Origin of the sequence: Kineococcus lubricus, assembly GCF_050871965.1 — a bacterium.
In the GTDB taxonomy this organism is placed as follows: domain Bacteria; phylum Actinomycetota; class Actinomycetes; order Actinomycetales; family Kineococcaceae; genus Kineococcus.
Genome location: NZ_JBJLSK010000017.1, coordinates 40,654 through 53,505, shown reverse-complemented (window position 1 = coordinate 53,505; position 12,852 = coordinate 40,654). Strand labels below are relative to the sequence as shown.

The window sequence follows — 12,852 nt, the reverse complement described above, 5'->3', positions numbered from 1 at the left end:
GAAGCTGACGGGGTGAGCGCGCAGACCCCCGGACCCGCGGACGTGCCGGTCCCCGCACCGTCCGTGGCGCCGACGAGGGTCGACCCCCTCGCCCGCGCCGGCAGCGAGGTCCTCGGCGGTCCCGCGGGCCGGCGGCTGGGCGGGGACGGTCCCTGGTGGGTGCGCGCGCTGCCCGTCTCGGTGCTGCTGGCCGCGGTCGCGGTCGCCCTCGGGGCGGTGACCAAGCACCACTGCCGGGCGCAGGGCTGGAACAGCCCCGACCAGTTCGTGCACGCCTGCTACTCCGACCTGCCGGTCGTCTACACGTCCTCGGGGCTGGCCTCCGGGCTCGGCCCGTACGCCGACGGCGTCTCCCTGGACCAGCCGCCCGTCACCGCCGCCCTGGCCTGGCTGGTCGCGCGGCTGGTGCCGCACGAGGTGACGGTCGCCGCCCAGCGCGCCTACTTCGACGTCGCGTCGGTGCTGCTGCTGCTGGCCGCGCTGACCGTCGTGGTGGCCGTCTGGTCGATGACGGGCCGCCGCCGCGGCTGGGACACCGTGCTGCTGGCCGTCAGCCCCGTCCTGGTGCTGACCGGCCTGCTGTCGTTCGACCTGGTCGCGGTGGCGCTGGCGACGGCGGGGCTGGCCTGCTGGGCCCGCCGCCGGCCCGTCGCCGCGGGGGTGCTGCTCGGGGTCGCGGTCGCGGCCCGCACCTACCCGGTGCTGCTCCTCGTCGCGATCGTGCTGCTGGCGGTGCGCTCGGGCCGGCGCCGGGCCGCGGGGGTGACGGTCGCGGTCGCGGCGGGCGCCTGGGCCGCGCTGAACGTGCCGTTCGCGCTGGCCGACGCCGACGCCTGGGCCGGGTTCGCGGGGGCGTTCTTCGCCCAGCGGGCCGGGTACGGGTCGCTGTGGGTGCTGCCGCAGCTGGTGCAGCAGGCCGTCGGCGCGAGCGGCGCCACCGGGCTGCCGGGGGGCGCCGTCGTCGTCCTGACCCTGGGGGCGTGGGTGGTGTGGACCCTGCTGGTGGCGGTGTTCGTGCTGTGGGCCCCGCGCCGGCCCCGGCTGGTGCAGGTCGCGTTCCTGCTGGTCGCGGGCTGCTGCGTGCTGGGTGCGGCCTTCCCGCCGCAGGCCTCGCTGTGGCTGCTGCCGCTGGCGGTGCTGGCCGTGCCCCGCTGGCGCGACCACTTGATCTGGTGGGCGGCCGAGGCCGCCTACTTCGGCGCCGTGTGGGCGTACATCGCGGGGCAGGCGAACACCGACCGGGCGCTGCCGCCGGAGCTGTACGCCCTCGTCCTGCTCGCCCGGCTGGCCGCGGTGGCCTGGCTGGTGGTGCAGGTGGTGCGCGACGTCCGGCACCCGGCCGACGACCCGGTCCGGGCGACCCGCGGCCTGGACGACCCCTCCGGCGGCGACTTCGACCGGGCCCCGGACGCCCTGGTCGTGCGGGTGGCCTGACGCCCCGCTGACGTCCCGGTCCCCCCAGGGGGTGCGGGGGCGCCCGCTGTGGACGGCGGACCGGCCGTGTCGGACCCGACCGGCACAGTGGACGTCGAAGGGCCGGTAGACTCGTGTGGTTCCCCGACCGTCCCGTGGCCCGGCCACGTGCGCGAGCGGGGGAGACACGCACCGAGACCCTCCTGCCACGGAGAGACCGTGGCCGCCTGAGACCGAAGGAGGTGGGGAATGAGCGCGCGTCAGTACGAGCTCATGGTGATCCTCGACGCGGAGCTGGAAGAGCGGACGGTCGCCCCGTCCCTCGAGCGCTTCCTCAACGTGGTTCGCCAGGGTGGTGGCGAGGTCGGCAAGGTCGACATCTGGGGCCGCCGCCGGCTCTCCTACGACATCAAGAAGAAGTCCGAGGGCATCTACGCCGTCGTCGAGCTCACCACCGAGCCGGCCGTGGCGCAGGAGCTCGACCGTCAGCTGAACCTCAACGAGAGCGTTCTGCGGACCAAGCTGCTGCGAGCCGAGGCTGCCTGATGGCGGGTGAGACCGTCATCACGCTGATCGGGAACCTCACGAACGACCCCGAGCTGCGCTTCACCCCGTCCGGGGCGGCGGTGGCCAACTTCACGGTCGCCTCGACCCCCCGCACGTTCGACCGCCAGTCGAACGAGTGGAAGGACGGCGAGACGCTGTTCATGCGCTGCGCGATCTGGCGCGAGGCGGCGGAGAACGTCGCCGAGTCCCTCACGCGCGGCACCCGGGTCGTCGTGACCGGGCGCCTGCAGTCGCGCACCTTCGACACGAAGGAAGGCGAGAAGCGCACCGTCATCGAGATGCAGGTCGACGAGGTCGGCCCGTCGCTGCGCTACGCCACCGCGAAGGTCAACAAGACCTCCCGCGGCGGCGGCGGTGGGGGCGGCGGCTTCGGCGGCGGTGGCGGCGGGTTCTCCGGCGGCGGCAACGGCGGCGGGAACGCCGGCGGTGGCGGCGGCTGGGGCGGCGGCTCCGGCGGCGGCGCCCCGCAGCAGCAGGACGACCCCTGGGCCACCGGCCCGTCCGCCGGAGGTTCCTCCGGCGGCTGGGGTGGCGCGTCGAACGACGACCCGCCCTTCTAGTCGAACCACACCATTCCATCCCAGGTCGCGAAGCCTGGGCTCTCACGAGAGGGGAGCACCACGATGGCCAAGGTGCCCGTGCGCAAGCCCAAGAAGAAGCAGAACCCGCTGAAGGCCGCCAAGATCGAGGCGGTCGACTACAAGGACACGGCGCTCCTGCGCAAGTTCATCTCCGACCGCGGCAAGATCCGCGCGCGTCGGGTGACGGGCGTGTCCGTCCAGGAGCAGCGTCAGATCGCCAAGGCGATCAAGAACGCTCGCGAGATGGCGCTGCTGCCCTACAGCAGCTCCGCGCGCTGAGAAGGGGTCGCGAGATGAAGCTCATCCTCACCCACGAGGTCACCGGCCTCGGAGCCCCCGGCGACGTCGTCGAGGTCAAGGACGGCTACGGCCGCAACTTCCTCCTCCCGCGCAACCTGGCCACCCCGTGGTCCAAGGGCGGCGAGAAGCAGATCGAGACCATCCGCAAGGCCCGCAAGGCCCGCGAGATCGCCTCGATCGACGACGCCAAGGCCGTCAAGCAGTCGCTGGAGTCCCGCACGGTGGCCTTCGCCGCCCGCGCGGGCCGCGGTGGCCGCCTGTTCGGTGCCGTCACCCCGGCCGACGTCGCCCAGGCGGTCTCGGCCGCCGGTGGCCCGTCGATCGACAAGCGCAAGGTCGAGCTCCCGCAGCCGATCAAGACGACGGGGACCCACAAGGCCCTCGTCCGCCTGCACGCGGACGTGTCCGCGACGGTGACCATCGACGTCGTCGAGGCCACCGCCTGAGGCGGGTCCTGCCGCACGAACCGGAGGCCGGTCGCACCCACGGGTGCGGCCGGCCTCCGGCGTTCCACCCCCCGACCAGTGCAGGTTAGGCTGACCTGTCCTCGTCGTCAGCGGAAGGCCCACCGTGCTGCTCACCCGTCGTCACCTGGTCCTGGGCGCCGTCGGCACCCTCGCCCTCACCTCGGCCTGCGGCAGCGGCACCGAACCGGAGAGCGGGGCGACGGCGACCGCCGACCCGACCACCACGCCGCAGCGCGTGGTCGCGCTGGGCTGGGGCGACGCCGAGACCGCCCTCGCCCTCGGGGTCCAGCCCGTCGGGGCCTCGGACTGGCTGGCGTTCGGCGGTGAGGGCGTCGGCCCGTGGGCCGCCGGGCTCTACGACACGCCGCCGCAGATCATCGGGACCCTCGAACCGTCCTACGAGGCGATCGCCGCGCTCGAACCCGACCTCATCCTCGACGTGAAGAGCTCCGGGGACCGCCAGCGGTACGACACGCTGTCGGGCATCGCGACCACGATCGGCGTCCCGGCCGGGTCGGAGAACTACCTCACCTCCCAGCGCGACCAGGTGACGACCATCGCCGAGGCGCTCGGCAGGACCGAGGAGGGGGAGCGGCTGCTCGCCGGGATCGACGACGCCTTCACCGCCGCGGCCGCCGCCCACCCGCAGTGGGAGGGCGCGACGTTCACCGCCGCCTCCCGCACCACCCGGGGCTGGGGCGCCTACGTCGCCGGCAGCGAGCGGGTGGCGTTCGCCGAGCGGCTCGGGTTCGTGCAGAACCCGGCCGTCGCCGCCCTCCCGGTGGGCGAGACCGGTTTCAGCGTCCCGATCTCCGCCGAGCAGCTCGAGGTGGTCGACGCCGACGTCGTGGTCGTGTTCCCCATCGGCGTCCCCGCGCAGGAGGTCCTGGCCGACCCCGTCCTGACCTCGGTGCCCGCCGCCGCGGCCGGCCGCCTGCTCGTGTTCGAGAAGGACCTCGCCGCGGCCTACTCCCTCAGCTCCGTCCTGTCGACGCGGTGGGCGCTGGACCGCGTCGTCACCCGGCTCGAAGGGCTCGGCGACCTGCCCTGACGTCAGGGGCGGGTGCGGGCGAAGATCGTCGCGACGGCCTCCATGACGGCGTCCGCACCGGCCTGGTCGACGGGCAGGGAGGTGACCGCCACGGTCACCGCCCGACCGTCGTCGGTGGCCCACCCCCGGGTCTCGCACCCGAAGATGTCACCGCCGTGCCCCCAGCCCTGCCCGCCGCCGGGCAGCGGGAAGCTCATGAGCCCCAGGCCGTACCCGGCGCCGGGGACGTCGTCGGCCGGCACCGTGGTGCGCATCTCGCGCAGCAGCGCGGCGTCCAGCAGGCCACCGCGCAGCAGGGCCACCGTGAACCGGTTGAGGTCGCTGGGGGAGGCGATCACCGCGCCGGCCGCCCACGCCGTGGACGGGTCGAACTCGGTGAACTCCGTCCGGTTCCCGTCGGCGTCGACCAGGTACCCCTCGGGGTGCTCACCGCGGTACCCGAGTTCCCCGACCGCGGGGACGTACGTGTGCTGCAACCCGAGCGGCTCCACGACCCGGCGGTGGACCTGCTCCGACCACGGGCGGCCGGTGACCGCCTGCAGCAGCAGCCCCGCGACGGTGTAGTTCGTGTTCGAGTAGGACCACCTCTCACCCGGTGCGAACTCCGCCGGCATCGCCAGGGCCGTGTCGAGCAGGTCGCGCGGGTCGGCGTAGCGGTAGCGGAACTCGGCGGGGTCGGTGGCCCACTGCGCCGTGTAGTTCGGCAGCCCGCTGGTGTGCTGCAGGACCTGCCGCACCGAGATCCCCCGCCCGTCGATCCCCTCACCGCGCAACAGGTTCGGCAGGTGCTCCTCGACCGCGGCGTCGAGGTCGAGCCTGCCCTCACCGACGAGCTGCAGCAGCGCGACGGCCGTGAACGTCTTGGTGTTGCTGCCGATCCGCACCTCCCCGTCCACGGGGACGCGCTCGCCGGCGACGTAGTTCCGGACGGTGCCGTCGGCGTCGCGCAACGAGGCCAGCGCGCCCGGGAAACCCCGGGCGACCAGCGCGTCGAGCGCGGCGGAGACCTCGTCGCGGGGCTGGGCGGCGGCGGCGCTCGCGAGACCGCCGGTGAGGGTCCCGGCGGCGGCGGCCAGCCCGGCGAGGCCGGCCAGCGCGGTGCGGCGGGTGGGGGTCGAGGTGGTCACGGCGTTTCTCCTCCAGGGGTTCCCGCGGTGTGTTCCTGCGGTGTGCCCCGACCCTCCCGCAGCCGGCCCGCGCCCACGAGGGAGCGACCCCGCCGGGACGGGGTGGGGTTCTCCCCACCCCCCGACGCGGCCCTCAGCGCCGGGTGGCGCCGGTGACCACCCAGGCGTCGTCGCGCTCGCGGCGGACCAGCGTGACCAGCCGCGCCAGGGTGTACGCCCCGGCGAAGGCGATCCACAGCCACACCAGCCCCGCGATCCCGGCCGGCACGAACCACAGCACCGCCAGGGCGGCCGGGACGTAGCACAGCAGCGTCACGACCCCGGCCCGAGCCAGGTAGCGCCCGTCACCGGCGCCGATGAGGACGCCGTCGAGGACGAACACCCAGCCCGCGGCCGGCAGGCAGACCGCCAGCACCACCAGCGCCGCGGTGAGGGAGGCGCGGACCTCGGCCCCGGGGGCGAAGAACCCCGCGATCAGCGGGCTGCCGAACCCGATGAGCAGCCCGAGCACGACGCCGATCCCCACGCCCCACTGCGCCATGCGGCGGACGGTGGCGCGCACCCCGCCGACGTCCCCGGCGCCCAGGGACCGCCCGACGAGGGCCTGCGCGGCGATGGCGAGGGCGTCCAGCGCCAGCGCGGTCGTCGTCCAGACGGTGTTCGCGACCTGGTGCGCGGCGATGCCCGCGTCGCCCTGGGCGGCGGCGACGTACGTCGTGAGCAGCGCCGCGACGCGCAGGGTGACGGTCCGCACGAGCAGCGGGACGCCGTCGAGGGCGTTGCGCAGGACCCCCAGCGGGTGCGGGCGGACGCGGGCGCCGGTCCGCAGCACCCCGCGCGCGACGACGACGGCCAGGACGAGCGCCATGAGCAGCTGCGTGGCGGCCGTCCCGACGGCCGACCCGGCGATGCCCCACCCGACGCCGTGCACGAGGACGACGTTCAGCACCGCGTTCAGGACGGCGCCCCCGCCGGCCACGACCAGCGGGGTCCGGGTGTCCTGCAGGCCGCGCAGGACGCCCGTGGCGGCCAGCACGACGAGCATCCCGGGCAGCCCGGGCAGGCTCCAGCGCAGGTACGTCAGCGCGTGCGGGCGGGCGGCGTCGCTGACCCCGAGCAGGTCCACGAGCGGCCCGGAGGCGGCCCACGTCCCGGCGGCCACGAGGACCCCCAGGCCCAGGGCCAGCCACATCCCGTCGACGCCCTGGCTCAGCGCGCCCCGCACGTCGCCGGCGCCGACGCGGCGGGCGACGGCGGCGGTGGTGCCGTAGGCGAGGAAGACGAACACGCTGACGGCGGTCGTGAGGACGGCCCCGGCGATCCCCAGACCGGCCAGGGGGAGGGTGCCGAGGCGGCCGACGATGGCGGAGTCGGCCAGGAGGAACAGCGGTTCGGCGACCAGGGCGCCCAGCGCCGGGACGGCCAACCGGAGGATCTCGGCATCACGCGGGGTGACCTTGAGTGCACTCGACAGAGCGTTACCAAACCGCAACAGGACCAGGTTCCTCTCGTCCGAACGGGTCTTTTCGTCTCCACACGCGGTGGACAACCCGTGGATGAGCATCGTCGCAGGTCAACGCCTCGGGCCTGGGCCCGCGGGGTGGCCGGGCGCCCCGATCCACCAGGTTGTCCCCAGCCTTGTCCACCCCCTGTGCACAACGGTCCCCACCTCGTCCACAGGCTGTCCACCGCCCTGTGCACAGGGCGGTTTGACCTGCCCCGCGGTCGGCGGGCAGTGTGCCCGCAGGACGTGTCGGAGCCGTCCTCTAGACCTGGGTCGAGGGATCGTCACGGGGGCGACTCCGGGGGGAAGAGGGGCAGTTCACCAGTGACCACCTACGACGAGCCCCCGGCCGACTTCGGACCCCCCGACGACGGCGAACGCTTCTCAGGGGGCGGGGGTGGCGGTCGCGGCGGCAAGCGCGGCCGCGGCGGCGACCGGAACGAGTCCCCGTCCTTCGACCGGATGCCGCCGCAGGACATCGCCGCCGAGCAGGGCGTCCTCGGCGGCATGATGCTGTCCAAGGACGCCATCGCCGACGTCGTCGAGGTCATCAAGAGCCAGGACTTCTACCGCCCGGCCCACGAGCTCATCTACGACGCGATCCTCGACCTGTACTCCCGCGGCGAACCCGCCGACCCCGTCACCGTCTCGGCCGAGCTCACCAACAAGGGCGAGCTGAGCCGCGTCGGCGGCACCCCGTACCTGCACGACCTCATCTCCACCGTCCCCACCGCCGCCAACGCCGCCTTCTACGCCCGCATCGTCGGTGAGCGCGCCGTCCTGCGCCGCCTCGTCGAGGCCGGCACCCGCATCGTGCAGATGGGCTACGGCGCCGACGGCATGGACGTCGAGGCCGTCGTCAACAGCGCCCAGGCCGAGATGTACGCCGTCACCGAGAAGCGCACCAAGGAGGACTACGCCGTCCTCGGTGACGTCATCGAGGGCACCATCGACGAGATCGAGGCCAGCTCCCACCGCGGCGAGGGCATGGTCGGCGTCCCCACCGGCTTCGCCGACCTCGACAGCCTCACCAACGGCCTGCACCCCGGGCAGATGATCGTCATCGCGGCGAGGCCGGCCGTGGGCAAAAGTACTCTGGGACTAGACATCGCGCGCGCCGCCTCCATCAAGCACGGCCTCGCGTCGGTCATCTTCTCCCTGGAGATGGGCCGCAACGAGATCGCCATGCGCCTGCTGTCCGCCGAGGCGCGCGTGCCGCTGCAGAAGATGCGCAAGGGCACCATGGACGACGCCGACTGGACCCGGTTCGCGCGGACCATGGGGTCCATCAACGAGGCGCCGCTCTACATCGACGACTCCCCGAACATGTCGCTGATGGAGATCCGCTCCAAGTGCCGGCGCCTGAAGCAGCGCGCCGACCTCAAGCTCGTCATCGTCGACTACCTCCAGCTCATGACGTCCGGCAAGCGCGTCGAGAGCCGCCAGCAGGAGGTCTCGGAGTTCTCCCGGGCGCTGAAGCTGCTCGCCAAGGAGATCGAGGTCCCCGTCATCGCGCTGTCGCAGCTGAACCGCGGTCCCGAGCAGCGCACCGACAAGCGGCCCATGGTCTCGGACCTGCGCGAATCGGGCTCCATCGAGCAGGACGCCGACATGGTGATCCTGCTGCACCGCGAGGACATGTACGAGAAGGAGTCCCCGCGCGCCGGGGAGGCCGACTTCATCGTCGCCAAGCACCGCAACGGCCCCACCGACACCATCACCGTCGCGTTCCAGGGGCACTACTCGCGGTTCGTGGACATGGCGACCTGAGGTCCCACCACCAGTACGTGCCCGGTCTCGGTGCCCCAGTCGCCCGGGTCGCCGGGGTCGCCGACGGTGGTGGTCTCCACCTGCGCGCGCAGCCCGCAGCGGGTGGCGAACTCGACGGCGGGCCCGGTCTGGTCCTCGTCGAGCTCGACGAACACCCGCCCCCGCGGGGACAGCCAGGCCCCGACCTCGGCCAGGACGCGGCGCAGCACGTCCAGCCCGTCGGCGCCGCCGTCGAGGGTCGAGCGGTCCTCGTGCTCGCGCATCTCCGCCGGCAGGTGCGCGATCTGCGCGCTCGGGACGTACGGGACGTTCGCGATCACCACGTCGAAGCGCCCGCGCAGCTGCGGGGGCAGGGCGGCGAACAGGTCGCCCTCGTGGACGTGGGCGCCGGGCAGGTTCCGCCGGGCGCAGGCCACCGCGGCGGGGTTCAGGTCGGTGGCGTGCACGGCCAGCCCCGGCACCCGCCCGGTCAGCGCGCCGATCAGCGCCCCGGTCCCGCAGCACAGGTCCAGGGCCACGTCGCCGGGCCGGGCGTGCGCGGCGGCGAGGTCGACGAGGGCCTCGCTGCGGTGCCGGGGGACGAACACCCCGGCGGTGACGGCGTAGCGCCGCCCGCAGAACCCCGCCCAGCCCAGGACGTCCTCGAGGCGCTCGCCGGCGACCCGGCGGGCCACCAGCTCCTCCAGGTCGCCGGGGGAGGCGCGCAGCAGCTCGGCCTCCCGCTCGGCGAAGACGCAGCCCGCGGCCCGCAGCCGGTCGACCAGATCCACGCGGGGGAGTGTGGCAGCCCCCGTCCGGTCCACGCCGGGTCCCGGGCCCGGAACATCCCGGGCGCGGGCGGGGTTGCCCCCTGACGGAAGCTCCGCCTCGGAAAGGTCACCCCCATGTCGCTCGTGCTCTCGGTCCTCGACCTCGCCCCGATCGCCCCGGGGCAGTCGGCGGGCGACAGCATCGCCGCGAGCGTCGCCCTGGCCCGGACGGCGGAGGAGCACGGCTACCGGCGCGTCTGGTACGCCGAGCACCACAACATGCCGCACATCGCGTCCTCGGCCCCGGCGGTCCTCATCGCGCACGTGGGTGCGCACACGAGTTCCATCCGCCTGGGGGCGGGGGGCGTCATGCTGCCCAACCACTCCCCGCTGGCCATCGCCGAGCAGTTCGGGACGCTGGAGGCGATGTACCCCGGCCGCATCGACCTCGGCCTGGGCCGGGCGCCCGGTTCGGACGAGGCGACGACGTTCGCGCTGCGGCGCGACCCGTCGCAGTCGGCGCAGTTCCCCGAGGACGTCGCCGAGCTGCGCGACTACCTGGCGGGGCGTTCCCGGGTCCCCGGGGTCCAGGCCACTCCCGGGGGCGGGTCGAACGTCCCGCTGTACGTCCTGGGGTCCTCGACGTTCGGGGCGCACCTGGCGGCCCGTCTGGGGTTGCCGTACGCGTTCGCGTCGCACTTCGCCCCGCAGCAGCTGCGGGCGGCGGTCGTGTCGTACCGCAACGAGTTCCGGCCCTCGGAGCAGCTCGCCGAGCCGTACGTCATCGCGGGTGTGAACGTCGTCGCGGCCGATTCCACGGAGCAGGCGCGGGAGTCGTTCGCGCAGGTGCAGCGGCGTTTCGCGACGGCGTTGTTCGGCCGGGGCCGGACGTTCACGGAGGCGGAGGTCGACATCCTCATGGAGACGGCCGCGGGTCAGCACGTGCAGCAGATGCAGCACTACTCCGCGGTCGGGACGCCCGGGGAGGTCCGTTCCTACCTGGAGGAGTTCCAGCGCGAGGCCGGCGCGGACGAGCTGATCGTCGCCCACCAGGCGCTGTCGACGGACGCGCGCCTGCGGTCGGTGCGGTTGCTGGCCGAGGCGGTCGAGTCCCTCAGCGGCTCTGCGGCAGCGGGATCGCGTTGATCTGACGGGCGGGGCCGAGGCGGGCCTGGACGCGCGCGACCGCGGCCCGCAGGAACGGTTCGCGTTCCCGGCGGGCCCGCCGTTCGGCGTCGGGGGCCTCCCGGTGGCGGGCGTGCGCGTCCTGCAGGCGTTCGGCGAGGGACACCCGGCGGCCGTCGGGCGTCGTCGTCATGTCGCAGTACAGGACGGCGTCGGCGAGGGCGCCGCCCTCGTCGGGGTAGGCGTCCAGGTGCTCCTCCAGGCCGAGGGTCCGGGCCATGAAGCGGGACCCGCTGTGGTGGGCGACGAGGGCCACCAGGCGGGACGGCCACCCCAGGGCCTCCAGGTGCCGGGCACCGTCGAGGGGGTGGAAACCCGACCGGCGCAGTTCCGGTGCGTACCCGACGTCGTGCAGCGCGACGGCGCAGACGAGCAGTTCGCGGTCGGCCGCGGGCACCGTGCGGGCGATCGACTCGGCGGTGCGGGCGGCGACCGTCGAGTGGGCCAGCCGGTCCCCGACGCCGCTGAGGAGTTCACGCGCCAGTTCCAGGGCCGCGTCGACGTCGGTGTCCGTGCTCACGTTGCTCATCCTGACTCCCGCTGCTGGAGACGTCCTCGTCGCCCACGATCCGCGGCAAGGCTGTCACGACCGGTGGGGCCGTGCAATAGCTCGTCCAACGTTGCACGGGGTCGACCGGTTCCGGGGCGGGTCTGCACGATTCCCTCGCCAAGTTTCTAGAAACCGGCGGTTCCGCGACCGGGTCCCGCTGCTTCGCTGCGAGGGGGGTGACCGCCGTGGCGCTGCCGGCCGAGGACTTCACGGGAGCGAACGCTGGTGCGCCGAACTCCTCGGGATCGCCCCTGCTCGGAGCAGCCCCGGTGCGCGGGGTTCCGCACCGGTGACCACCAGCACGAGCCCGGGATCCTGGACGCGCGGTTCGCCGGCCGGCTCGGCGGGGTGCCGGCCACCGACCGCCCCGGCCCGGACGCTGGAGCTGGGCGCGACGCTGTTCCAGCCCCCGCGGCAGTTCGGTGAGGGGTTCACCGGGGCCGCGCCCGGCGTCGTCGTGACCGGATCTTGACAGCGGTCACCGCCGCTGCCGATGCTCGTCGTCACCGCTCGACGAGGAGTCCCCCTGTGCACGCTGCCTTCCTGCCCGGCAACCGCGAGGTCGACCTGCGCGAGGTCGACGACCCGCACCCCGGGCCCGGGCAGGTCGTCGTCGCCGTGCGGGCCTCCACCATCTGCGGGTCGGACCTGCGGGCCATCTACCGCGAGCACCTCGGGGAGGGGCCGGAGGCCTACCAGGGCGTCGTCGGGGGCCACGAACCGGCCGGCCGGGTCGTCGCGGTGGGCGAGGGGGTCGGCCGCATCGCGGTCGGGGACCGCGTCGTCGTCTACCACATCAGCGGCTGCGGGCAGTGCGACGACTGCCGCCGCGGGTACCAGATCAGCTGCACGGGGCCCGGGCGCGCCGCGTACGGGTGGCAGCGCGACGGCGGTCACGCCGACCTGCTGCTCGCCGAGGAGCGCGACCTGCTGGTGCTGCCCGACGAGCTGACCTTCCTCGACGGCGCGTGCGTGGCCTGCGGCTTCGGGACGGCCTACGAGGCCCTGTGCCGGCTCGCGGTCAGCGGCCGCGACCGGGTGCTCGTCACGGGCCTGGGCCCGGTCGGCCTGGCCGCCGGCCTGCTGGCCCGGCGGATGGGGGCGGTCGAGGTCGTCGGGACCGACCCGAGCCCGCAGCGCCGGGCGCTGGCCGTGGAGCTGGGGGCCGTCGACCACGCGGTCGCCGGGACCGACGACGAGCTGGCCGCGCTGCTGGGGGACGGGGCGGAGGCCGCGGTCGACTGCTCCGGCAGCGGGGCCGGTCAGCTCACGGCCCTGCGGCACACCCGCCGCTGGGGGCGCGTCGCGCTCGTCGGGGAGGGCGGCCGGCTGTCCGTCGACGTCAGCGAGGTGATCATCCACCGGCAGCTGACGATCCACGGGTCGTGGGTGTCCTCGACCGTGCGGATGGCCGAGCTGCTGGCGAACCTGGCCCGCTGGGGGCTGCACCCGGAGGTGGTGGTCACGCACACGTTCGGGCTGGACCGGGCCGGGGAGGCGTACGCGGTGGCCGACTCCGGCGTGGGCGGCAAGGTCGGGATCGTCTGGCCGGACTGAACGGGGCCTCGGGCATGATGGGCCGACCCAC

14 protein-coding genes are annotated in these 12,852 nt (G+C 74.4%); 10 read left to right on the top strand and 4 right to left on the bottom strand.

What is annotated here, in order from left to right; all coding sequences use genetic code 11:
* The first annotated feature begins 12 nt into the window (after window positions 1-12).
* From ACRYRX_RS14380 to ACRYRX_RS14355, 6 genes are all read left to right on the top strand, one after another.
* A complete protein-coding gene (locus tag ACRYRX_RS14380; RefSeq protein WP_432512794.1) occupies window positions 13-1,434 on the top strand; it encodes a glycosyltransferase family 87 protein in 1,422 nt (473 codons plus the stop codon).
* Between the two features lie 228 nt (window positions 1,435-1,662).
* Window positions 1,663-1,959 carry a 30S ribosomal protein S6 gene (rpsF, locus tag ACRYRX_RS14375; RefSeq protein WP_106215020.1) on the top strand — a complete coding sequence of 99 codons (297 nt, stop codon included), beginning with the start codon at window positions 1,663-1,665 and terminating at the stop codon, window positions 1,957-1,959.
* Complete coding sequence (locus ACRYRX_RS14370; RefSeq protein WP_432512792.1) at window positions 1,959-2,540, top strand: single-stranded DNA-binding protein; 582 nt, start codon at window positions 1,959-1,961, stop codon at window positions 2,538-2,540. The genes rpsF and ACRYRX_RS14370 overlap by 1 nt, the downstream gene beginning before the upstream one ends.
* A gap of 63 nt (window positions 2,541-2,603) precedes the next feature.
* On the top strand, window positions 2,604-2,840 hold the full coding sequence (gene rpsR / locus ACRYRX_RS14365) for a 30S ribosomal protein S18 (protein ID WP_012085900.1): 237 nt from the start codon (window positions 2,604-2,606) through the stop codon (window positions 2,838-2,840).
* Window positions 2,841-2,854: 14 nt separating this feature from the next.
* Window positions 2,855-3,307 (top strand): 50S ribosomal protein L9, encoded by a 453-nt coding sequence (gene rplI / locus ACRYRX_RS14360; protein WP_432512791.1) that lies wholly within the window; start codon window positions 2,855-2,857, stop codon window positions 3,305-3,307.
* Between the two features lie 124 nt (window positions 3,308-3,431).
* A complete protein-coding gene (locus tag ACRYRX_RS14355) occupies window positions 3,432-4,379 on the top strand; it encodes an ABC transporter substrate-binding protein (RefSeq protein ID WP_432512789.1) in 948 nt (315 codons plus the stop codon).
* A gap of 2 nt (window positions 4,380-4,381) precedes the next feature.
* Here the strand turns inward: ACRYRX_RS14355 and ACRYRX_RS14350 are convergent, their stop codons facing one another.
* Both ACRYRX_RS14350 and ACRYRX_RS14345 read right to left on the bottom strand, forming a co-directional pair.
* Window positions 4,382-5,506, bottom strand: a complete 1,125-nt coding sequence (locus tag ACRYRX_RS14350) for a serine hydrolase domain-containing protein (RefSeq protein ID WP_432512787.1) — start codon at window positions 5,504-5,506, stop codon at window positions 4,382-4,384.
* A gap of 133 nt (window positions 5,507-5,639) precedes the next feature.
* Complete coding sequence (locus ACRYRX_RS14345) at window positions 5,640-7,007, bottom strand: MATE family efflux transporter (RefSeq protein ID WP_432512905.1); 1,368 nt, start codon at window positions 7,005-7,007, stop codon at window positions 5,640-5,642.
* A 465-nt stretch (window positions 7,008-7,472) separates the two neighbouring features.
* Between ACRYRX_RS14345 and dnaB the strand changes: the two genes are divergently transcribed.
* Window positions 7,473-8,780 carry a replicative DNA helicase gene (dnaB, locus tag ACRYRX_RS14340; protein WP_432512903.1) on the top strand — a complete coding sequence of 436 codons (1,308 nt, stop codon included), beginning with the start codon at window positions 7,473-7,475 and terminating at the stop codon, window positions 8,778-8,780.
* Here dnaB and ACRYRX_RS14335 read toward each other — a convergent pair.
* The gene (locus ACRYRX_RS14335; RefSeq protein WP_432512786.1) at window positions 8,750-9,550 is read right to left on the bottom strand and encodes a putative protein N(5)-glutamine methyltransferase; all 801 of its coding nucleotides are present in this window, start codon (window positions 9,548-9,550) and stop codon (window positions 8,750-8,752) included. The genes dnaB and ACRYRX_RS14335 overlap by 31 nt on opposite strands.
* 114 nt (window positions 9,551-9,664) lie before the next feature.
* Between ACRYRX_RS14335 and ACRYRX_RS14330 the strand changes: the two genes are divergently transcribed.
* A complete protein-coding gene (locus tag ACRYRX_RS14330) occupies window positions 9,665-10,675 on the top strand; it encodes an LLM class flavin-dependent oxidoreductase (RefSeq protein WP_432512784.1) in 1,011 nt (336 codons plus the stop codon).
* On the opposite strand, the gene ACRYRX_RS14325 is transcribed toward ACRYRX_RS14330, so the two are convergent.
* Window positions 10,644-11,234 (bottom strand): HD domain-containing protein, encoded by a 591-nt coding sequence (locus tag ACRYRX_RS14325; RefSeq protein WP_432512782.1) that lies wholly within the window; start codon window positions 11,232-11,234, stop codon window positions 10,644-10,646. The genes ACRYRX_RS14330 and ACRYRX_RS14325 overlap by 32 nt on opposite strands.
* Before the next feature lie 319 nt (window positions 11,235-11,553).
* Here ACRYRX_RS14325 and ACRYRX_RS14320 point away from each other — a divergent pair, with 319 nt between their 5' ends.
* Together ACRYRX_RS14320 and ACRYRX_RS14315 are read left to right on the top strand one after the other, a co-directional pair.
* Entirely contained in the window at window positions 11,554-11,736 is a 183-nt protein-coding gene (locus tag ACRYRX_RS14320; RefSeq protein ID WP_432512781.1) for a hypothetical protein, read from the top strand.
* A 56-nt stretch (window positions 11,737-11,792) separates the two neighbouring features.
* Window positions 11,793-12,821 (top strand): zinc-dependent alcohol dehydrogenase family protein, encoded by a 1,029-nt coding sequence (locus ACRYRX_RS14315; RefSeq protein ID WP_432512779.1) that lies wholly within the window; start codon window positions 11,793-11,795, stop codon window positions 12,819-12,821.
* Window positions 12,822-12,852: the final 31 nt, after the last annotated feature.

Coding starts and splice junctions, on each gene's coding strand:
- rpsF (WP_106215020.1), top strand. CDS start 1,663: ATGAGCGCGCGTCAGTACGAGCTCATGGTGATCCTCGACGCGGAGCTG.
- ACRYRX_RS14370 (WP_432512792.1), top strand. CDS start 1,959: ATGGCGGGTGAGACCGTCATCACGCTGATCGGGAACCTCACGAACGAC.
- rpsR (WP_012085900.1), top strand. CDS start 2,604: ATGGCCAAGGTGCCCGTGCGCAAGCCCAAGAAGAAGCAGAACCCGCTG.
- rplI (WP_432512791.1), top strand. CDS start 2,855: ATGAAGCTCATCCTCACCCACGAGGTCACCGGCCTCGGAGCCCCCGGC.
- dnaB (WP_432512903.1), top strand. CDS start 7,473: ATGCCGCCGCAGGACATCGCCGCCGAGCAGGGCGTCCTCGGCGGCATG.
- ACRYRX_RS14330 (WP_432512784.1), top strand. CDS start 9,665: ATGTCGCTCGTGCTCTCGGTCCTCGACCTCGCCCCGATCGCCCCGGGG.